At 39.7% G+C, this 20,381-nt stretch carries 19 protein-coding genes and 1 pseudogene; 19 read left to right on the plus strand and 1 reads right to left on the minus strand.

Annotated elements, in window-relative coordinates; genetic code table 11:
* The 12 genes and pseudogenes from O3599_RS03185 to O3599_RS03240 form a co-directional block, all read left to right on the plus strand.
* A partial coding sequence (locus tag O3599_RS03185; RefSeq protein WP_371511960.1) for an SIALI-17 repeat-containing surface protein occupies positions 1 to 909 on the plus strand: 909 nt, incomplete at its 5' end.
* 289 nt (positions 910 to 1,198) lie between these two features.
* On the plus strand, positions 1,199 to 1,897 hold the full coding sequence (locus O3599_RS03190; RefSeq protein WP_001135679.1) for an N-acetylmannosamine-6-phosphate 2-epimerase: 699 nt from the start codon (positions 1,199 to 1,201) through the stop codon (positions 1,895 to 1,897).
* Between the two features lie 18 nt (positions 1,898 to 1,915).
* Positions 1,916 to 3,433, plus strand: coding sequence for a PTS transporter subunit EIIC (locus O3599_RS03195; protein WP_000477437.1), 1,518 nt, complete (start codon positions 1,916 to 1,918; stop codon positions 3,431 to 3,433).
* Positions 3,434 to 3,662: 229 nt separating this feature from the next.
* Positions 3,663 to 4,991, plus strand: a complete 1,329-nt coding sequence (locus tag O3599_RS03200) for an ABC transporter substrate-binding protein (protein ID WP_261072990.1) — start codon at positions 3,663 to 3,665, stop codon at positions 4,989 to 4,991.
* A 221-nt stretch (positions 4,992 to 5,212) separates the two neighbouring features.
* Positions 5,213 to 6,083: pseudogene (locus O3599_RS03205) on the plus strand (carbohydrate ABC transporter permease).
* Between the two features lie 15 nt (positions 6,084 to 6,098).
* Positions 6,099 to 6,938: a carbohydrate ABC transporter permease gene (locus O3599_RS03210; protein WP_001192117.1), complete on the plus strand. Its 840-nt coding sequence runs from the start codon at positions 6,099 to 6,101 to the stop codon at positions 6,936 to 6,938.
* 172 nt (positions 6,939 to 7,110) lie between these two features.
* Complete coding sequence (locus O3599_RS03215; protein WP_000575452.1) at positions 7,111 to 7,563, plus strand: YhcH/YjgK/YiaL family protein; 453 nt, start codon at positions 7,111 to 7,113, stop codon at positions 7,561 to 7,563.
* A 19-nt stretch (positions 7,564 to 7,582) separates the two neighbouring features.
* Positions 7,583 to 8,227: a YesL family protein gene (locus O3599_RS03220; protein ID WP_000057476.1), complete on the plus strand. Its 645-nt coding sequence runs from the start codon at positions 7,583 to 7,585 to the stop codon at positions 8,225 to 8,227.
* 171 nt (positions 8,228 to 8,398) lie between these two features.
* Complete coding sequence (locus O3599_RS03225; protein ID WP_212573446.1) at positions 8,399 to 9,316, plus strand: dihydrodipicolinate synthase family protein; 918 nt, start codon at positions 8,399 to 8,401, stop codon at positions 9,314 to 9,316.
* A 17-nt stretch (positions 9,317 to 9,333) separates the two neighbouring features.
* The gene (locus O3599_RS03230; RefSeq protein WP_371511963.1) at positions 9,334 to 10,218 is read left to right on the plus strand and encodes an ROK family protein; all 885 of its coding nucleotides are present in this window, start codon (positions 9,334 to 9,336) and stop codon (positions 10,216 to 10,218) included.
* Between the two features lie 96 nt (positions 10,219 to 10,314).
* The gene (locus tag O3599_RS03235; protein WP_000951987.1) at positions 10,315 to 10,602 is read left to right on the plus strand and encodes a hypothetical protein; all 288 of its coding nucleotides are present in this window, start codon (positions 10,315 to 10,317) and stop codon (positions 10,600 to 10,602) included.
* On the plus strand, positions 10,592 to 10,942 hold the full coding sequence (locus O3599_RS03240; protein ID WP_371511965.1) for a type II toxin-antitoxin system RelE/ParE family toxin: 351 nt from the start codon (positions 10,592 to 10,594) through the stop codon (positions 10,940 to 10,942). The genes O3599_RS03235 and O3599_RS03240 overlap by 11 nt, the downstream gene beginning before the upstream one ends.
* A gap of 61 nt (positions 10,943 to 11,003) precedes the next feature.
* Here O3599_RS03240 and O3599_RS03245 read toward each other — a convergent pair whose 3' ends face one another.
* Positions 11,004 to 11,855 carry a MurR/RpiR family transcriptional regulator gene (locus tag O3599_RS03245; protein ID WP_371511967.1) on the minus strand — a complete coding sequence of 284 codons (852 nt, stop codon included), beginning with the start codon at positions 11,853 to 11,855 and terminating at the stop codon, positions 11,004 to 11,006.
* Between the two features lie 191 nt (positions 11,856 to 12,046).
* Between O3599_RS03245 and pbp2b the strand changes: the two genes are divergently transcribed.
* The 7 genes from pbp2b (at position 12,047) to ftsA (ending at position 20,373) form a co-directional block, all read left to right on the plus strand.
* Entirely contained in the window at positions 12,047 to 14,104 is a 2,058-nt protein-coding gene (gene pbp2b / locus O3599_RS03250; protein ID WP_371511969.1) for a penicillin-binding protein PBP2B, read from the plus strand.
* Positions 14,105 to 14,114: 10 nt separating this feature from the next.
* Positions 14,115 to 14,711, plus strand: coding sequence for a recombination mediator RecR (gene recR / locus O3599_RS03255; RefSeq protein WP_000966748.1), 597 nt, complete (start codon positions 14,115 to 14,117; stop codon positions 14,709 to 14,711).
* Positions 14,712 to 14,884: 173 nt separating this feature from the next.
* Positions 14,885 to 15,928 (plus strand): D-alanine--D-alanine ligase, encoded by a 1,044-nt coding sequence (locus tag O3599_RS03260; protein WP_261078495.1) that lies wholly within the window; start codon positions 14,885 to 14,887, stop codon positions 15,926 to 15,928.
* A gap of 84 nt (positions 15,929 to 16,012) precedes the next feature.
* Positions 16,013 to 17,386 carry a UDP-N-acetylmuramoyl-tripeptide--D-alanyl-D-alanine ligase gene (murF, locus tag O3599_RS03265; protein ID WP_371511972.1) on the plus strand — a complete coding sequence of 458 codons (1,374 nt, stop codon included), beginning with the start codon at positions 16,013 to 16,015 and terminating at the stop codon, positions 17,384 to 17,386.
* Positions 17,373 to 17,984: an NUDIX hydrolase gene (locus O3599_RS03270; protein WP_078238179.1), complete on the plus strand. Its 612-nt coding sequence runs from the start codon at positions 17,373 to 17,375 to the stop codon at positions 17,982 to 17,984. Before murF ends, O3599_RS03270 begins: the two co-directional genes overlap by 14 nt.
* A gap of 90 nt (positions 17,985 to 18,074) precedes the next feature.
* Positions 18,075 to 18,779 carry a TIGR02206 family membrane protein gene (locus O3599_RS03275; protein ID WP_001055234.1) on the plus strand — a complete coding sequence of 235 codons (705 nt, stop codon included), beginning with the start codon at positions 18,075 to 18,077 and terminating at the stop codon, positions 18,777 to 18,779.
* Between the two features lie 214 nt (positions 18,780 to 18,993).
* Complete coding sequence (ftsA, locus tag O3599_RS03280; RefSeq protein ID WP_004257776.1) at positions 18,994 to 20,373, plus strand: cell division protein FtsA; 1,380 nt, start codon at positions 18,994 to 18,996, stop codon at positions 20,371 to 20,373.
* The last annotated feature ends 8 nt before the right edge of the window (positions 20,374 to 20,381 follow it).

Genomic DNA, 20,381 nt, shown 5'->3' on the forward strand with positions numbered 1-20,381 from the left:
GGAGAAGACTCGGCTCCAACAGTTGAACAGCATGACTTCACAGGCGGAGTTAACGGAGGCGACTCACTTGTTACAGAAGTTCCAGAGTATAGCGGTGTTCTATCCACATTAGGAGACTTTCCAGCTCCTACAGTCTCTAAGCCAGACTTTACAGGAGGAGTTCCTTTCACTGAATCTCCGATACTAGAAATCCCAGAATATATGGGTCCATTATCAACCTCAGGAGAAGGAAGTTCAGTAGTGAAATCTACTGATAAACAAGTAAATAATAAAGACAGTAAGGATGAAGCAGAAACTAAGAACGTTATCACAGGAATTGCTAGTTCACAACGTATTTTAAAAAATGAAACAGGAAGTATTCAAATTCAAGCTTCAGAAGAAGTATTGAAAAATGTGATAGGTATTCAAATGCAAGAAGTTCAAGTTAGTGATTTAAGTTCATTAAACTACAAAGCATTTGATATCAAATTGAAGGATGTAAATGGAAGATATGTTAAACTTGAAGGAAAAGTCCTTGTTACTTTTGCTACAGATCAGTCCGTTGAGAATGTTTATGCTGTAGATCCAGAAGGAAAACTACACACTATTGAATTCGAACAAAAAGATGGAAAGATTATTTTTGAAATTAACAATTCTAGTATTTATGCGATGACTTTCCGACGCTCCATTGACAATCTACCATTTAAAAATCCTACAGAAGATAACAAGGTTGAAGAACTTTCACTGTCATCTAAATTGTTATCTACAAATGAGAACTCAGGATTTAGTCAATCAGAGAATAAAGTAGGTAACAATGAACAGGCTAAGTTACCAGATACAGGTGAGAATAAATCAATAACAACAGTTTTGCTTGGTTTTGTAGGAATGTTCCTTGGAGCAATGATTTCTTATAAGCGAAAAGACAGTTAATTTGTCTTCAGTTGTTCTTTGAACTTTTATGTTAATCTAAAATAAACCAGTCTGGAGTCCTGTAAAAAGATGGGAATTCTAGACTGGTTTTATTGATATAGAAGTTTATAATAAGATTCGTAATTTTGAGTAATAGGTACGGATATTTATGTTATCTGAAACTACTTTCAGAAACAGCTGTTCTATAAAATACTTTTGAAACTGAAATCTATTCTATGACAAAGTATTGAAAGCGCTTAACAAATGGTATATAATGAACTCATAAGAACAAAGAAAAGGAGGAAAGAGGATGCCACAGATTACTAAAGAAGCTTTGATTGCACAAATCAAAGATGGAATCATCGTTTCTTGTCAGGCCCTTCCTCACGAACCGCTCTATACAGAAGCGGGAGGAGTCATTCCATTGCTGGTCAAAGCGGCTGAGCAAGGTGGAGCAGTCGGTATCCGAGCAAATAGTGTTCGCGATATCAAGGAAATCAAGGAGGTTACAAACCTTCCAATCATTGGGATAATAAAACGAGATTATCCACCGCAAGAACCCTTCATCACTGCTACTATGAAAGAAGTTGATGAACTGGCAGAACTGGACATCGAGGTCATTGCTCTGGATTGTACCAAGCGTGAACGCTATGATGGTTTGGAGATTCAAGAGTTCATTCGTCAGGTTAAGGAAAAATATCCTAACCAGCTCTTGATGGCTGATACAAGTACTTTCGAGGAAGGATTGGCAGCCGTTGAAGCAGGAATTGACTTTGTCGGAACAACCTTATCAGGATACACATCTTACAGTCCTAAAGTGGATGGTCCCGATTTTGAATTGATCAAAAAACTCTGTGATGCTGGTGTAGATGTCATTGCAGAAGGAAAAATTCATACACCAGAACAAGCCAAACAAATCCTAGGATATGGAGTGCGAGGTATTGTTGTTGGTGGCGCTATTACTAGACCAAAAGAGATTACAGAACGCTTTGTTGCTGGTCTCAAATAAGATGTAAGGGGGAATTTTATGTTTAAAGTTTTACAAAAAGTTGGAAAAGCTTTTATGTTACCTATAGCTATACTTCCTGCAGCAGGTCTACTTTTGGGGATTGGTGGTGCACTTTCAAACCCAACCACGATAGCAACTTATCCAATACTAGACAATAGTTTTTTTCAATCAATATTCCAAGTAATGAGCTCTGCAGGAGAGGTTGTATTCAGTAATTTATCACTACTTCTCTGTGTGGGATTATGTATTGGCTTAGCGAAACGAGATAAAGGAACCGCTGCGCTAGCAGGAGTAACTGGTTACTTAGTTATGACTGCAACGATTAAAGCTCTGGTAAAACTTTTTATGGCAGAAGGATCTGCAATTGATACTGGAGTTATTGGAGCATTAGTTGTCGGAATAGTTGCCGTATATTTGCACAATCGATATAACAATATTCAATTACCTTCCGCTTTAGGATTCTTTGGGGGTTCACGCTTCGTTCCTATTGTTACATCGTTCTCTTCTATCTTAATTGGCTTTGTCTTCTTTGTTATTTGGCCACCTTTTCAACAACTTCTTGTTTCTACAGGTGGATATATTTCTCAGGCGGGTCCAATTGGAACTTTTCTATATGGATTTTTAATGAGACTTTCTGGAGCAGTAGGCTTACATCATATGATTTACCCTATGTTTTGGTATACTGAACTTGGTGGTGTTGAAACTGTTGCAGGACAAACAGTGGTTGGAGCTCAAAAAATATTTTTTGCTCAATTAGCCGACCCGACTCATTCTGGATTATTTACAGAAGGAACAAGGTTTTTTGCAGGTCGTTTCTCAACAATGATGTTCGGTTTACCGGCTGCCTGTTTAGCGATGTACCATAGTGTTCCTAAAAATCGTCGTAAAAAATACGCGGGTCTGTTTTTTGGAGTTGCTTTAACATCTTTTATTACCGGTATTACAGAACCAATTGAATTTATGTTTCTATTTGTCAGTCCGGTTCTATATGTTGTACACGCATTCCTTGATGGTGTCAGCTTCTTTATTGCAGACGTCTTAAATATTTCAATAGGAAACACATTCTCAGGAGGTGTAATCGATTTTACTTTATTTGGAATTTTGCAGGGGAACGCTAAAACGAATTGGGTTCTTCAGATTCCATTTGGACTTATTTGGAGTGTTCTGTATTATATTGTTTTTAGATGGTTCATTACTCAATTCAACGTTCTAACGCCAGGACGAGGAGAAGAAGTAGATTCTAAAGAAATTTCTGAATCCACAGATTCAACTTCAAATACTGCAGATCATTTAAAACAGGATAGCCTACAAATTATCAGAGCGTTGGGTGGATCAAATAATATAGAAGATGTAGATGCTTGTGTGACACGTTTACGTGTAGCTGTAAAAGAAGTTCATCAAGTTGATAAAGCACTTTTAAAACAAATTGGTGCAGTTGATGTCTTAGAAGTGAAGGGTGGTATTCAAGCAATATATGGAGCAAAAGCAATCTTATATAAAAATAGTATTAATGAAATTTTAGGTGTAGATGATTAATACTCAATGAAAATCAAAGAGCAAACTGGGAAGCTAGGCGCAGGCTATACTTGAGTACGCCAAGGCGAAGCTGGCATGGTTTGAAGAGATTTTCGAAGAGTATAAGTACTTACTGACTTAATAAAAAACAGAGGAGAGTGGTGGATGCATCGGATGAAATGAAAACGCATACAAATACAATCTTACTCATTATCCAATATGGATACGCTTATTACATAGGAGAATACAGATGAAATTTAGAAAATTAGCTTGTACAGTACTTGCGGGTGCTGCGGTTCTTGGTCTTGCTGCTTGTGGCAATTCTGTCGGAAGTAAAGATGCTGCCAAATCAGGTGGTGACGGTGCCAAAACAGAAATCACTTGGTGGGCATTCCCAGTATTTACCCAAGAAAAAACTGGTGACGGTGTTGGAACTTATGAAAAATCAATCATCGAAGCGTTTGAAAAAGCAAACCCAGATATAAAAGTGAAATTGGAAACCATCGACTTCAAGTCAGGTCCTGAAAAAATCACAACAGCCATCGAAGCAGGAACAGCTCCAGACGTACTTTTTGACGCACCAGGACGTATCATCCAATATGGTAAAAATGGTAAATTGGCTGACTTGAATGACCTCTTCACAGATGACTTTGTTAAAGATGTCAACAATGAAAACATTGTAAAAGCAAGTAAGGCTGGAGACAAAGCCTACATGTATCCAATCAGTTCAGCACCATTCTACATGGCTATGAACAAGAAAATGTTGGAAGATGCTGGAGTTGTGAACCTTGTAAAAGAAGGTTGGACAACAGACGACTTTGAGAAAGTTTTGAAAGCGCTTAAAGACAAAGGCTACACACCAGGTTCATTGTTCAGTTCTGGTCAAGGGGGAGACCAAGGAACACGTGCCTTCATCTCAAACCTTTACGGCGGTTCTGTAACAGATAAAGATGTAACAAAATATACAACTGATGATCCTAAATTCGTCAAAGGTCTTGAAAAAGCAGCTAGCTGGATCAAAGACGGTTTGTTGAACAACGGTTCACAATTTGACGGTGGAGCAGATATCCAAAACTTTGCCAACGGTCAAACATCTTACACAATCCTTTGGGCGCCAGCTCAAAACGGTATCCAAGCTAAACTCTTGGAAGCAAGTAAAGTAGAAGTGGTAGAAGTACCATTCCCATCAGATTCAGGTAAACCAGCTCTTGAATACCTTGTAAACGGATTTGCAGTATTCAACAACAAAGACGACAAGAAAGTTGCAGCATCTAAGAAATTCGTTCAATTCATCGCGGATGACAAAGAATGGGGTCCAAAAGACGTTGTTCGTACAGGTGCCTTCCCAGTTCGTACTTCATTTGGAAAACTTTATGAAGATAAACGTATGGAAACAATCAGTGGTTGGACTAAATACTACTCACCATACTACAATACAATTGATGGTTTTGCAGAAATGAGAACTCTATGGTTCCCAATGTTGCAATCAGTTTCAAATGGCGATCAAAAACCAGCGGATGCTTTAAAAGCCTTCACTGAAAAAGCTAACGAAACAATTAAAAAAGCTACAAAACAATAAGCACTGAATCAGATTGACTCCTCCCTTTTCCCTGTGCATAATCTATGTAAGAAAAGGGAGGATTTTATTTGAAATATCAGAAACTGTCACGAAATTAAAATGAAGTTCTTACATAAGCGAATCTTAAAAAATTTCATTTTGATTTTAAAACTGTTCAAGAAAATCCAAAATATTCTATTTGTGAAAGAGAGGTGCCGACTGTGAAAGTCAATAAAATTCGTATGCGGGAAACAGTGATTTCCTACGCTTTCTTAGCACCAGTATTATTCTTCTTTGTCATCTTTGTATTGGTTCCTATGATTATGGGATTCATTACAAGTTTCTTTAACTATTCAATGACTAAATTTGAGTTTGTGGGATTGGACAACTACATTCGTATGTTTAAAGACCCTGTCTTTATGAAGTCTTTGATTAACACAGTTATTTTGGTTGTTGGATCTGTACCGATTGTTGTTCTCTTTTCGCTCTTTGTGGCGTCGCAAACCTACCATCAAAATGCTATTGCCAGATCTTTCTACCGTTTCGTCTTCTTCCTTCCTTCCTGTTGTAACAGGTAGTGTTGCCGTAACAGTTGTTTGGAAATGGATTTATGACCCATTATCAGGGATTCTAAACTTTGTCCTTAAGTCAAGCCATATCATCAGCCAGAATATTTCTTGGTTGGGAGATAAACACTGGGCATTACTGGCAATTATGATTATCCTCTTGACAACTTCAGTTGGTCAACCAATCATCCTCTACATAGCTGCTATGGGGAATATTGACAATTCACTGGTTGAAGCGGCTCGTGTAGACGGTGCAACTGAATTTCAAGTTTTCTGGAAGATTAAATGGCCAAGCCTTCTTCCAACAACTCTCTACATCGCAATCATCACAACAATTAACTCATTTCAAGTTTTCGCCTTGATTCAACTATTAACATCTGGTGGGCCAAACTACTCAACAAGTACCTTGATGTACTACCTTTACGAAAAAGCCTTCCAATTGACCGAATACGGGTATGCTAATACCATTGGTGTCTTCTTGGCAGTCATGATTGCTATTGTAAGCTTTGTTCAATTTAAGGCGCTCGGAAATGACGTAGAATATTAAAGAAAGGAGACAGCTATGCAATCTACACAAAAGAAACCTATAACAGCTTTCACTGTTATTTCAACTATTATCTTGCTCTTGTTGACCGTGCTGTTCATCTTTCCATTCTACTGGATTTTGACAGGGGCCTTCAAATCACAACCTGATACCATCGTTATTCCACCACAATGGTTCCCTAAAATGCCAACCATGGAAAACTTCCAACAACTCATGGTGCAAAACCCTGCTATGCAGTGGATGTGGAACTCTGTGTTTATCTCATTGGTAACCATGTTCTTAGTCTGTGCGACCTCATCTCTAGCAGGTTATGTATTGGCTAAAAAACGTTTCTATGGGCAACGTATTCTCTTTGCAATCTTTATTGCTGCTATGGCACTTCCAAAACAAGTTGTCCTTGTACCATTGGTACGTATCGTCAACTTTATGGGAATCCATGATACACTTTGGGCAGTTATCTTGCCTTTGATTGGATGGCCATTCGGGGTCTTCCTCATGAAACAGTTCAGTGAGAATATTCCTACAGAGTTGCTTGAATCAGCTAAAATCGATGGTTGTGGTGAGATTCGTACTTTCTGGAGCGTAGCCTTCCCAATTGTGAAACCAGGATTTGCAGCTCTTGCAATCTTTACCTTCATCAATACATGGAACGACTACTTCATGCAGTTGGTAATGTTGACTTCACGTAACAATTTGACTATTTCACTCGGTGTTGCGACTATGCAGGCTGAAATGGCAACCAACTATGGTTTGATCATGGCAGGTGCAGCTCTTGCTGCTGTGCCAATCGTAACAGTCTTCTTAGTATTCCAAAAATCCTTTACTCAAGGTATTACTATGGGAGCGGTCAAAGGTTAAGAAAAGTAAACTGGTGTGTCAAGATTGCGGAAGTGGTCTTGACATGCTATGGAAATATAGATGTTATAAGTGTCTACAAAATGTTGGGTATTTGCTTACCTTAGAGATTTTGTTAGACACTTATAAACTTAATTTATGATTTTAGTTAACTATCAGAAACGAAGGAAAGAGTATGATTTTTGACGATTTGAAAAACATCACCTTTTACAAAGGAATTCATCCCAATCTAGACAAGGCTATCGACTATCTCTATCAGCACCGTAAGGATTCTTTCGAATTAGGAAAGTATGAGATTGATGGGGACAAGGTCTTTCTAGTTGTTCAGGAAAATGTCCTCAATCAAGCTGAAAATGATCAATTTGAGCATCATCAGAACTATGCAGATTTGCATTTGCTGGTAGAAGGACATGAATATTCGAGTTACGGTTCACGTATCAAAGACGAGGCAGTAGCATTCGACGAAGCAAGTGACATTGGCTTTGTGCATTGTCATGAACACTACCCACTCTTGTTGGGTTATCACAATTTTGCGATTTTCTTCCCAGGAGAACCACACCAGCCAAATGGCTATGCAGGTATGGAAGAGAAGGTTCGCAAATATCTCTTTAAAATTTTGATTGATTAAAAACTCAGGAGGAGTAGACATGGCACAAAAAGGAGTAAGCCTTATCAAGGCAGCATTTGATACAGATAACTTTCTCATGCGTTTTAGTGAGAAGGTCTTGGATATCGTGACAGCCAATCTTCTTTTTGTTGTCTCTTGTTTGCCCATCGTGACGATTGGAGTGGCTAAAATTAGCCTTTACGAGACTATGTTTGAGATTAAGAAGAGTAGACGTGTGCCTGTCTTTAAAATCTATCTAAGAGCTTTCAAGCAAAATCTGAAACTAGGTCTTCAGTTAGGTCTGCTTGAGTTGGGTATCGTCTCATTAAGTATTTTAGACCTCTATCTTTTTTGGGGGCAGACAGCTATGCCTTTTCAAATGGTAAAAGCTATTTGTCTAGGTGTTCTTATCTTCCTCACTATCGTGATGTTGGCTAGCTATCCCATAGCTGCGCGCTATGATTTGACTTGGAAAGAAGTGCTACAAAAAGGACTTATCTTGGCAAGTTTTAACTTTCCTTGGTTCTTCCTCATGTTAGTTATTCTCTTTCTCATTGTGATGGTTCTTTATCTGTCTGCCTTCAGTTTACTTTTAGGTGGCTCAGCCTTCCTGCTTTTTGGGTTTGGACTTTTGGTCTTTATCCAGACTGGATTGATGGAGAAAATTTTCGCAAAATACCAATAGGATGGCTTGTCTCTGAAACTACTTTCAAGCCATAAACATTTCAAAATACATATCGAAACTAAAATCTAAGTGTACACAAGATATTGAAAGCGTTTTTCACAAGGTGTATACTAAACACGTAAAGAATAAATCCTGCTTTTAGCAGAAAAAAGAAAACTTAGGAGAAAATCTATGTCAGATTTAAAAAAATACGAAGGTGTCATTCCAGCTTTCTACGCATGTTATGATGATCAAGGAGAAGTAAGTCCAGAGCGTACGCGTGCCTTGGTGGAATACTTCATTGATAAAGGTGTTCAAGGTCTTTATGTTAATGGTTCTTCTGGTGAATGTATCTACCAAAGCGTTGAAGACCGTAAATTAATCTTAGAAGAAGTCATGGCAGTTGCCAAAGGTAAGTTGACTATTATTGCTCACGTAGCTTGCAATAATACTAAAGATAGTATGGAACTTGCTCGCCACGCAGAAAGCTTAGGAGTAGATGCTATTGCAACGATTCCGCCGATTTATTTCCGCTTGCCAGAATACTCAGTTGCTAAATACTGGAATGACATTAGTGCTGCAGCACCAAATACAGACTACGTGATTTATAACATTCCTCAATTAGCTGGTGTTGCTTTGACGCCAAGTCTCTACACTGAAATGTTGAAGAATCCACGTGTTATCGGTGTTAAGAACTCTTCTATGCCAGTTCAAGATATCCAAACCTTTGTGAGCCTTGGTGGCGAAGACCATATCGTCTTCAACGGTCCAGATGAACAGTTCTTAGGTGGTCGCCTTATGGGTGCCAAAGCTGGTATCGGTGGTACTTATGGTGCCATGCCAGAACTCTTCTTGAAACTCAATCAGTTGATTGCTGACAAAGACTTAGAGACAGCGCGTGAATTGCAATACGCTATCAATGCAATCATTGGCAAATTGACTGCTGCACATGGAAATATGTACGGTGTAATTAAGGAAGTCTTGAAGATCAATGAAGGATTGAATATTGGTTCTGTTCGTTCACCATTGACACCAGTGACTGAAGAAGATCGTCCAGTTGTAGAAGCAGCTGCAGCCTTGATTCGTGAAACCAAGGAGCGCTTCCTCTAATCCATAAGGAGGTATTTATGACACACTACGTTGCAATTGATATCGGTGGAACAAATATCAAATATGGTTTGATCGACCAAGAAGGCCAACTTGTTGAATCGCATGAAATGCCAACAGAGGCGCATAAAGGTGGACCTCATATCTTACAAAAGACCAAAGATATCGTAGCCAGCTATTTAGAAAAAGGCCCAGTAGCAGGAGTTGCTATTTCTTCTGCTGGGATGGTGGATCCAGATAAGGGGGAAATTTTCTATGCTGGCCCTCAGATTCCTAACTATGCTGGAACTCAGTTTAAAAAAGAAATTGAGAGTACCTTTGAAATCCCTTGCGAGATTGAAAATGACGTCAACTGTGCAGGTTTGGCTGAGGTAGTATCTGGTTCAGGTAAGGGAGCGAGTGTCACCCTTTGCCTGACTATTGGAACCGGTATCGGTGGTTGCTTGATTATGGATGGGAAAGTTTTCCATGGTTTTAGTAATTCAGCCTGTGAAGTCGGTTATATGCATATGCAGGATGGAGCGTTCCAAGATTTGGCTTCTACAACAGCTTTAGTGAAATATGTAGCTGAAGCACATGGAGAAGATGTTGATCAGTGGAATGGCCGACGCATCTTTAAGGAAGCCACTGAAGGCAACAAGATTTGTATGGCTGGTATTGACCGCATGGTAGACTATCTAGGAAAAGGTCTGGCAAATATTTGCTATGTGGCCAATCCAGAAGTAGTCATTCTCGGTGGCGGTATCATGGGACAAGAGGCTATCCTCAAACCCAAGATCCGTAAAGCCTTGAAAGATGCCTTGGTGCCAAGCCTAGCTGAAAAAACACGATTAGAATTTGCCCATCACCAAAATACAGCAGGTATGTTGGGAGCTTATTACCATTTCAAGACAAAACAATCCTAGTTTGGTTCAACCAAACTAGGATTTTCTAATCAAGTTCCCTTGACTTTCTTTATAATTGTGAGATAATAAATAAAATATATAAAGGAATTATATAAAATGGCTATAGCGAATTCAAGTAAAATTGTAACCTTCCAAGCTAATAGAGAATTGGTAAATGATGCCATGGAAGTGTTAAAAGAACAAAATCTCTCTCTTTCATCGGCACTCAGATTATTTTTAAAGAATGTTGCCGTAACAAATGAAGTAGATTTACTGAGTGAAGAGGAATTAGAGAAGGAGTATTTGTTTAGACAATTACAAGCAGAAGTTCAAGAAAGTTATGCCAAGATTGAGGCTGGAAATTACTTGACAGATGAGGATGTCGTGACACGCTATGGATTATAAAAAATATAGGATTTTGTATTCTCCTAGAGTGATTAATAGTCTGGATAAAATATATCAGTATATAGCGGAGGAAATCGGTTCTGTAGAGGCTGCGAGACGAAAAGTAGCCAATATTAGAAAAGATATTAATCGGCTAGAAATTTTCCCCCAAGCTGGATTTGATGCCGATGAAAAATTTGGTAAAAAATTAGATCCTCACTATCAAACGCGAGGATTGACCTTGAGTAAGGATTACATCGTATTATATACAATTGTTGAGGATACCGTCAGGCTTTCTTATTTACTCCCTTCAAAAAGTGATTATATGAAATTATTTAAGACTAAATCAAGATACGACTAACTCATAATCTAGAAGAGGTGTGTTTGGTGATGAATAAAAATCCTAGTTTGGCTAAGCCAAACTAGGATTTTCTGATACGTTTTTGTCTACGATAGCCGTTTAGTTTTTTATTTTCCCAGTAACTATTAAAGATTTTTTCCTTACTTTCACGATTGATTTCCAAAAAGTAGGCATAAATCAAATCGATAAAGAAGAGCATAGGAAGTTGAGCGGATATTCGTTGGATGTAGGATGACTGACTGTGGGTGGCTACAAGAACAGTCTCTGTATAGGCCTGGCTATCTTTATTGGGAACACTTGTAAAGAGTACAGTCTTTGCCCCCATCTCCTTGGCATCTAATAGGCTATCTAAAATAGAAGGAGTTGTGCCAGAAAGTGAGAAACCGAGTACGAGACAATTCTCATCCATAATGCTGGTTGTCCAAGCAAAACCGTCTTGGTCGGTCAAGGCCTCACAGACCACACCTAGACGCATGAAGCGCAATTTCATTTCACGAGCGACAAGGCCAGAACTACCTGTTCCGAAGAAGTAGACACGCTCAGCATCTTCAATTAATTGGGCGATTCGTTCTAGTTGGACTTCGTCAATCAAGTCCTGTGTTTGTTCCCGCATACTGCTATAACTTCTAAGGACTCGTTTTGTCAGTGGACTGTGTTTGTGAGAATGGGTGTCTTGTTTCTCTGCTTGATGTTGGTATTGGAAAATAAATTCTCGGTAGCCAGTAAAGCCACACTTTTTAGCAAAGCGAGTTAGTGCAGCCTGAGAGATATGTAATTTTTGAGTGACCTGTTGGGAAGATAAATCATCTGTAATCGTTTCAGCTTGCAAAAAATAGCGAGCGATTTCTTGCTCAAGGTCTGTCATTTCTTCAAAATGTGAATCAATGACAGTTGCGATATCTGGTTTGTCCATAGGGAAGGCTCCTTTAAATGAGTCGTATTGGAAAAAGACTAGATTATTGAACTTTTACATTCATTATAACATATAATATAGGGATGAATAAATAAAAACGTATCTTACCTTAAAAACGAAAAAAGCTTCTTTCTTTTCCATAATTTTCTGCTCAAATTATGGTACAATGAAGAGTAAGATTTTAAATAGAAATGAGACTGATTTGTATGAGAAAATTTAACAGCCATTCGATTCCGATTCGGCTTAATTTATTGTTTTCAATCGTCATTTTGCTCTTTATGGCCATCATTGGTCGTCTGCTTTATATGCAGGTTTTGAACAAGGATTTTTATGAGACAAAATTAGCATCTGCTAGTAAAACAAAGGTGACCACTAGCTCGGCCCGGGGCGAAATTTATGATGCCAGCGGCAAGCCTTTGGTTGAAAATACTGTGAAACAGGTTGTTTCCTTTACTCGAAACAACAAAATGACGGCTGCAGATTTAAAAGAAACAGCTAAGAAGCTGTTAGCCTATGTGGGAGTTTCTTCTCCAACATTGACTGACCGACAGTTGGTAGACTATTATCTAGCAGATCAAGATGTCTATAAGAAAGCAGTGGAAAGTTTACCACGTGAGAAGCGACTTGATTCTGATGGCAATCAATTATCTGAGTCCGAACTTTACAATAATACTGTTGAAAGTATCGATCCAAGTCAATTGGCCTACTCTGATGACGAAAAGAAAGAAATTTATCTTTTTAGCCAACTCAATGCAGTTGGAAATTTTGCGACAGGGACCATTGCGACAGACTCCTTAACAGATACTCAGATTGCCTTGATTGCTTCGGCCTCTAAGAATTTACCTGGGATCAGTATTTCAACTTCGTGGGATCGAAAAGTTCTAGAGACTTCTCTTTCGTCTATAGTAGGAAGTGTATCTAGTGAAAAAGCTGGTCTACCAGCTGAAGAAGCAGATGCTTATATCAAAAAGGGTTATTCTCTAAACGACCGTGTTGGGACTTCTTATCTAGAAAAACAATATGAAGAAACCTTGCAAGGAAAACGCTCGGTGAAAGAAGTCCATCTAGACAAGTATGGCAATATGGAAAGTGTCGAAAATATCGAAGATGGTACCAAAGGGAATAATATTAAACTGACTATTGATTTGGCCTTCCAAGATAGCGTGGACAATCTGCTTAAGAGTTATTTCAATTCCGAACTGGGAAATGGAGGAGCCAAGTATTCAGAAGGTGTGTATGCAGTCGCCCTCAACCCAAAAACAGGTGCGGTTTTGTCTATGTCAGGGCTAAAACATGACTTGAAAACGGGAGATTTAACACCTGATTCCTTGGGAACAGTAACCAATGTCTTTGTCCCGGGTTCGGTTGTCAAGGCGGCGACCATCAGCTCTGGTTGGGAGAATGGAGTCTTATCAGGGAATCAGACCTTGACAGACCAACCGATTGTTTTCCAAGGTTCAGCTCCAATTAATTCTTGGTACACTCAGGCTTACGGTTCATTTCCGATTACAGCGGTGGAAGCCTTGGAGTATTCTTCGAATACTTACATGGTTCAAACAGCTTTGGGAATCATGGGCCAAACTTATCAACCAAACATGTTTGTTGGAACCAGCAATTTGAAATCCGCTATGGGGAAACTACGTGCGACATTTGCGGAATATGGCCTAGGAGCTTCAACGGGTATTGACCTTCCGGATGAATCTACAGGATTTACCCCTAAGGAATATGATTTTGCCAATTACATTACCAATGCATTTGGCCAGTTTGATAACTACACTCCTATGCAATTGGCCCAGTACGTTGGAACCATTGCCAACAACGGTGTTCGGATTGCACCCCACATTGTTGAAGGGATTTATGGAAACAATGAACAAGGTGGCTTAGGGGATTTGATCCAATCTATTGATACCAAGGAAATGAATAAAATTAATATTTCTGAGTCTGATGTTTCCATCCTTCAACAAGGATTTTATCAAGTTTCTCACGGTGGAAGTGCTTTGACAACAGGTCGTGCCTTTTCAAATGGTGCAGCTGTATCCATTAGTGGGAAAACAGGGACTGCCGAAAGTTATGTAGCAGGTGGTCAAAAAGCTAACAATACCAACGCGGTGGCCTATGCCCCATCAGATAATCCTCAAATCGCTGTTGCCGTTGTCTTCCCGCATAACACCAATCTGACAAATGGTGTTGGACCTTCCATTGCACGCGATATTATCAACCTCTATAACCAACACCATCCAATGAATTAGAAAGGAACATATGCTTTATCCAACACCTATTGCCAAGCTAATTGATAGTTATTCTAAGTTACCGGGTATCGGGATTAAGACGGCTACACGTCTGGCCTTTTATACCATTGGAATGTCTGATGACGACGTCAATGAATTTGCCAAAAATCTCCTTTCTGCTAAGAGAGAGCTGACCTATTGTTCCATCTGCGGTCGCTTGACTGATGATGATCCGTGCTCTATCTGTACTGATCCAAGTCGTGACCAGACGACGATTTTAGTTCTCGAAGATAGTCGTGATGTGGCAGCCATGGAAAATATCCAAGAATACCATGGACTTTATCATGTCTTGCATGGACTCATTTCTCCCATGAATGGGATCAGTCCGGATGATATCAATCTCAAGAGCCTTATGACTCGTCTGATGGATAGTGAAGTTTCAGAGGTAATCGTAGCAACCAATGCCACAGCAGATGGGGAAGCAACTTCCATGTATCTTTCACGTTTGCTCAAGCCGGCTGGCATCAAGGTTACACGTCTGGCACGAGGCCTCGCTGTCGGAGCAGATATCGAGTATGCGGACGAAGTCACACTCTTACGAGCCATTGAAAATCGAACAGAGTTGTAAGTGTGGACAATTAACAAACTCAAATTCATTTATACAAAAATCACGGAGACCGACTTTGTTTTATCGGTCTCTTTTTAGATTACTTGAAGACCAGTATCAGGTTCAAGTTTCAAAAAAGAAGCAAATATGATATACTAAAGAATGAGTATTCTATTAGAATTGGAACAAATAATATGAAACAAACGATTATTCTTTTATATGGTGGACGTAGTGCAGAGCGTGAAGTCTCTGTCCTTTCAGCTGAAAGTGTCATGCGTGCGGTCAACTACGACCGTTTCACAGTCAAGACATTCTTCATCAGCCAGTCAGGTGACTTTATTAAAACGCAAGAATTTAGCCAGACTCCAGGTCAAGAGGATCGTCTTATGACCAATGAAACTATTGATTGGGATAAGCAAGTTGCACCAAGTGCTATATACGAAGAGGGAGCAGTGGTCTTTCCAGTCCTTCACGGTCCGATGGGAGAAGATGGCTCAGTTCAAGGCTTCCTCGAAGTTTTGAAAATGCCTTATGTTGGTTGTAACATATTGTCATCTAGTCTTGCCATGGATAAAATCACCACTAAGCGTGTCTTAGAATCTGTCGGGATTGCCCAAGTTCCTTATGTGGCCATTGTCGAAGGCGATGATGTGACTGCTAAAATCGCTGAAGTTGAAGAAAAATTGACTTATCCAGTCTTCACCAAACCGTCAAACATGGGTTCAAGTGTCGGTATTTCTAAGTCTGAAAATCAAGAAGAACTCCGTCAAGCCTTGAAACTTGCCTTCCAATATGACAGCCGTGTCTTGGTTGAGCAAGGAGTGAATGCCCGTGAAATTGAGGTTGGTCTCTTAGGCAACTACGATGTCAAAAGCACGCTGCCAGGAGAAGTAGTCAAGGATGTTGCTTTCTACGACTATGATGCCAAGTATATTGATAACAAGATTACTATGGACATCCCAGCCAAAATCAGTGATGATGTGGTAGCTGTCATGCGTCATAATGCAGAAACAGCCTTCCGTGCGATTGGTGGCCTTGGTCTATCTCGTTGCGATTTCTTCTATACAGATAAGGGCGAGATTTTCCTAAACGAGCTTAATACCATGCCAGGTTTCACCCAGTGGTCTATGTATCCACTACTTTGGGATAATATGGGAATCAGCTACCCAGACCTAATCGAGCGTTTGGTTGACCTTGCCAAGGAAAGTTTTGACAAGCGCGAAGCGCATTTGCTATAAAAATGAAAGAGAGGGTAGAAGCCAGAACCGTCACTGCAAGGTGATCAGAGTTCTCGGACTTCAACCCTTTTTAAAGGAGTAGAAATGAAATTAACAATCCACGAAGTTGCCCAAGCTGTTGGAGCTAAAAATGATGTTAGTCTTTTTGCGAACACTCAGTTAGAAAAAGCTGAGTTTGACAGTCGTTTGATTGGGACTGGAGATTTATTTGTGCCTCTCAAAGGTGCGCGTGATGGTCACGACTTTATCGAAACAGCTTTTGAAAATGGCGCTACTGCAACCCTGTCTGAGAAAGAGGTCGCAAATCATCCCTACATTCTAGTAGACGATGTGTTGACTGCCTTTCAACAACTAGCTGCCTACTATCTTGAGAAAACGGCTGTTGATGTCTTTGCAGTTACAGGTTCAAATGGCAAGACGACGACCAAGGATATGTTGGCGCATTTACTATCAACAACCTACAAAACCTACAAAACACAAGGAAACTACAATAACGAGATTGGCCTTCCCTACACCGTTCTCCATATGCCTGAAGGAACAGAAAAGTTGGTCTTGGAGATGGGGCAGGATCACTTGGGAGATATTCATCTCTTGTCAGAATTGGCTCATCCAAAGACAGCTATCGTTACCTTGGTGGGGGAAGCTCATTTGGCCTTTTTCAAAGACCGTTCGGAAATCGCTAAAGGGAAAATGCAAATTGCTGATGGCATGCCTGAAGGTTCTTTGCTCTTGGCCCCAGCAGACCCGATTGTAGAGGACTACTTGCCTACTGATAAAAAGGTGGTCCGTTTTGGGCAAGGAGCAGAGCTGGAAATCACAGACTTGATTGAGCGCAAGGATAGTCTGAACTTTAAGGCTAATTTCTTGGAACAAGCCCTTGATTTGCCAGTGACTGGTAAGTACAATGCCACTAATGCTATGATTGCATCCTATGTTGCCCTGCAAGAAGGAGTGTCAGAGGAGCAAATTCGTTTGGCCTTCCAAAATCTTGAATTGACGCGTAACCGTACCGAGTGGAAGAAAGCGGCCAATGGAGCAGATATCCTATCAGATGTTTACAATGCGAATCCAACTGCTATGAAGCTGATTTTAGAGACTTTCTCTGCCATTCCAGCCAATGAAGGTGGCAAGAAAATTGCAGTGTTGGCGGATATGAAGGAGCTTGGTGACCAGTCTGTTCAGCTCCATAACCAGATGATTTTAAGTCTTTTCCCAGATGTGTTGGATACCGTTATTTTCTATGGGGAAGATATTGCTGAATTGGCTCAACTGGCCAGTCAAATGTTCCCAATCGGACATGTTTTCTACTTCAAGAAAACAGCTAACGAGGACCAATTTGAAGCCCTAGTTAAGCAGGTCAAGGAAAGCTTAGGAGTCCACGACCAAATCCTGCTCAAAGGCTCTAACTCCATGAATCTAGCTAAGCTGGTAGAAAGTTTAGAACATGAAGACAAGTGATTTTGTCAAGTATCTTCAAAGAATGATTGCCCTTACAGATACTGGATTAACCTTTACAAAAGATCCTTTCGACCGTGAGCGCTACGAAGACTTGCGAGGCCTTTTATCTGAAATGTTGAATCAGGCATCAGACCTTGATTCCGAAGAAGTGGCAGAAGTCTTGAAGCCAACTTCCGCTTATGCAACTCCGTTAATGGACGTCCGTGCTTGGATTGTTGAGGACGAAAAGATTTGTCTGGTTAGGGGACAAGGAGAGAATGATTGGGCTTTGCCAGGTGGCTTTGGTGAGGTTGGTTATTCTCCAACAGAAAATATTCTCAAGGAAATTGAAGAAGAAACCGGTTTTGAAGCTAAAGTAGAAAGACTACTAGCTGTTTTTGATACAAATCGTTTCCAACTACAGAGCAAGCAATATGCAAAGTTTGTTTTTGAATGTAAGCTTCTTGATGGACAATTCCAAAAAAATCAAGAAATTGCTGACCTTCAATTTTTTGCCATTGATCAACTGCCAGCCTTATCTGAAAAACGCATTACCAAGGAGCAAATAGAGATTCTTTGGCAGGTTTATCAAGGTCAGAGGGAGCAATATCTTGATTAAGAAGATGATTATCGTATTTCTAAATCCATTTTTGACAAATAGCATGGTATAATAATATGCAGGAAAATTTTGAATCATGAGGAAGACTAGATGAATTTATGGGATATTTTCTTTACGACCCAAGCAACAGAGCCACCCAAATTTGACCTTTTTTGGTATGTCAGTATATTTACACTCTTGGCTTTGACCTTTTATACAGCCTATCGTTATCGTGAAAAGAAGGCTTACCAACGATTTTTCCAAATCTTGCAGGCGGTTCAGTTGATCCTGCTTTATGGTTGGTATGGGGTCAATCATATGCCTCTGTCAGAAAGTTTACCCTTTTACCATTGTCGTATGGCTATGTTTGTGGTGCTCTTGCTACCTGGTCAGTCCAAATATAGGCAGTATTTTGCATTACTAGGAACATTTGGGACATTAGCAGCCTTTGTTTATCCAGTGTCAGATGCCTATCCTTTCCCACATATTACGATTTTATCCTTTATCTTTGGCCACTTAGCTCTCTTGGGGAACTCTTTAGTTTATCTATTGAGACAGTATAACGCGCGATTGCTGGATGTGAAGGGAATTTTTCTCATGACCTTTGCACTAAATGCCTTGATTTTTGTGGTCAATTTAGTAACAGGTGGAGATTACGGATTCTTGACAAAACCACCATTGGTTGGAGACCATGGCTTAGTAGCTAATTATTTAATCGTTTCCCTGGCCTTATCAGCAGCGATTACGTTAACAAAGAAAATCTTGGAACTATTTTTAGAACAAGAAGCAGAAAAAATGATTGCAAAGAAAGCTTAGAAATGAGCTTTCTTTTTTTCATAAATCTGATTTTTTATAACTTGTTTGGAAAATAAAAAAATTTGATGAGCGAATGTGAAAAAATGGTAAGTAAATTTAGGAAAAACTAAGCACGATTGGATTTTTTGTGTTATAATATTCTGTGAATAGCTATGCCCTATTTTAGCTATATTGAATAGAAGTTTGAAACTTGGAAGAGAGAGGATGCGATGTAATGGCTAGAGATGGTTTTTTTACAGGCTTAGATATCGGAACTAATTCGATTAAAGTATTGGTTGCCGAGCATAGAAATGGTGAACTAAACGTAATTGGTGTAAGTAATGCCAAGAGTAAAGGTGTAAAGGATGGGATTATCGTTGATATTGAAGCAGCAGCAACTGCTATCAAGTCAGCTATTTCCCAAGCAGAAGAGAAAGCTGGCATTTCAATCAAATCAGTGAATGTTGGTTTGCCTGGAAATCTTTTGCAAGTAGAACCAACTCAAGGTATGATTCCAGTTACATCTGATACAAAAGAAATTACAGATCAAGATGTTGAAAATGTTGTTAAATCAGCCTTGACAAAGAGTATGACACCAGATCGTGAAGTCATTACTTTTATTCCAGAAGAATTTATCGTAGATGGTTTCCAAGGCATTCGTGACCCACGTGGTATGATGGGGGTTCGTCTTGAAATGCGTGGTTTGCTTTACACAGGTCCACGTACTATTCTTCACAATTTACGCAAGACAGTTGAGCGCTCAGGTGTTCAAGTTGAAAATATTATTATTTCACCATTGGCTTTGGTTCGTTCAGTCTTGAACGAAGGTGAGCGTGAATTTGGAGCTACTGTGATTGATATGGGAGCAGGTCAAACAACTGTTGCTACAATCCGTAACCAAGAACTCCAGTTTACAAATATTCTTCAAGAAGGTGGAGATTATGTCACAAAAGATATCTCTAAAGTCTTGAAGACTTCACAGAAATTAGCTGAAGGATTGAAATTAAACTATGGTGAAGCCTACCCTTCACTTGCAAGCAATGAAACCTTCCAAGTTGAAGTAATTGGTGAAGTAGAGCCTGTAGAAGTTACAGAAAGCTACCTAGCAGAGATTATTTCAGCCCGCATTAAGCACATTTTTGAACAAATCAAACAAGAGTTGGAAAGAAGACATTTGTTGGATCTTCCAGGTGGGATTGTTCTGATTGGTGGAAATGCTATTTTACCAGGTGTTGTAGAACTTGCACAGGAAGTCTTTGGCGTTGGTGTCAAACTTTACGTTCCAAATCAAGTTGGAATCCGTAATCCTGCCTTCGCTCATGTGATTAGCTTGTCTGAATTTGCTGGTCAATTGACTGAGGTGCATTTATTAGCACAAAGAGCAGTCAAGGGTGAGGATACTTTGCGTCACCAACCAATTAATTTTGGTGGGATGATTCAACGCGTTACGCAAGTAGCACAACCTACCCCTATTCAACCAGTTCAAAATACTGAGGTAGAGCAATCAGCTTCTACGAACGTAGTTGCTCCCAAAGAAGATAAAGTATCTTCTCAAAATAAACCAAAAATCGCAGATCGTTTCCGTGGCTTAATCGGAAGCATGTTTGATGAATAAAAGAGGAA

The organism is Streptococcus sp. 27098_8_103, from assembly GCF_041432345.1.
Lineage (GTDB): Bacteria > Bacillota > Bacilli > Lactobacillales > Streptococcaceae > Streptococcus > Streptococcus mitis_BV.

What these genes read in the sequence shown, in the direction of transcription:
- O3599_RS03240 (WP_371511965.1), top strand. Translation starts at nt 10,592, where the DNA reads ATGGATTATAAAAAATATAGGATTTTGTATTCTCCTAGAGTGATTAAT.
- O3599_RS03270 (WP_078238179.1), top strand. Translation starts at nt 17,373, where the DNA reads ATGAAGACAAGTGATTTTGTCAAGTATCTTCAAAGAATGATTGCCCTT.
- O3599_RS03235 (WP_000951987.1), top strand. Translation starts at nt 10,315, where the DNA reads ATGGCTATAGCGAATTCAAGTAAAATTGTAACCTTCCAAGCTAATAGA.
- O3599_RS03260 (WP_261078495.1), top strand. Translation starts at nt 14,885, where the DNA reads ATGAAACAAACGATTATTCTTTTATATGGTGGACGTAGTGCAGAGCGT.
- O3599_RS03190 (WP_001135679.1), top strand. Translation starts at nt 1,199, where the DNA reads ATGCCACAGATTACTAAAGAAGCTTTGATTGCACAAATCAAAGATGGA.
- O3599_RS03195 (WP_000477437.1), top strand. Translation starts at nt 1,916, where the DNA reads ATGTTTAAAGTTTTACAAAAAGTTGGAAAAGCTTTTATGTTACCTATA.
- O3599_RS03275 (WP_001055234.1), top strand. Translation starts at nt 18,075, where the DNA reads ATGAATTTATGGGATATTTTCTTTACGACCCAAGCAACAGAGCCACCC.
- pbp2b (WP_371511969.1), top strand. Translation starts at nt 12,047, where the DNA reads ATGAGACTGATTTGTATGAGAAAATTTAACAGCCATTCGATTCCGATT.
- O3599_RS03245 (WP_371511967.1), bottom strand. Translation starts at nt 11,855, where the DNA reads ATGGACAAACCAGATATCGCAACTGTCATTGATTCACATTTTGAAGAA.
- O3599_RS03200 (WP_261072990.1), top strand. Translation starts at nt 3,663, where the DNA reads ATGAAATTTAGAAAATTAGCTTGTACAGTACTTGCGGGTGCTGCGGTT.
- O3599_RS03220 (WP_000057476.1), top strand. Translation starts at nt 7,583, where the DNA reads ATGGCACAAAAAGGAGTAAGCCTTATCAAGGCAGCATTTGATACAGAT.
- ftsA (WP_004257776.1), top strand. Translation starts at nt 18,994, where the DNA reads ATGGCTAGAGATGGTTTTTTTACAGGCTTAGATATCGGAACTAATTCG.
- O3599_RS03210 (WP_001192117.1), top strand. Translation starts at nt 6,099, where the DNA reads ATGCAATCTACACAAAAGAAACCTATAACAGCTTTCACTGTTATTTCA.
- O3599_RS03225 (WP_212573446.1), top strand. Translation starts at nt 8,399, where the DNA reads ATGTCAGATTTAAAAAAATACGAAGGTGTCATTCCAGCTTTCTACGCA.
- O3599_RS03230 (WP_371511963.1), top strand. Translation starts at nt 9,334, where the DNA reads ATGACACACTACGTTGCAATTGATATCGGTGGAACAAATATCAAATAT.
- murF (WP_371511972.1), top strand. Translation starts at nt 16,013, where the DNA reads ATGAAATTAACAATCCACGAAGTTGCCCAAGCTGTTGGAGCTAAAAAT.
- recR (WP_000966748.1), top strand. Translation starts at nt 14,115, where the DNA reads ATGCTTTATCCAACACCTATTGCCAAGCTAATTGATAGTTATTCTAAG.
- O3599_RS03215 (WP_000575452.1), top strand. Translation starts at nt 7,111, where the DNA reads ATGATTTTTGACGATTTGAAAAACATCACCTTTTACAAAGGAATTCAT.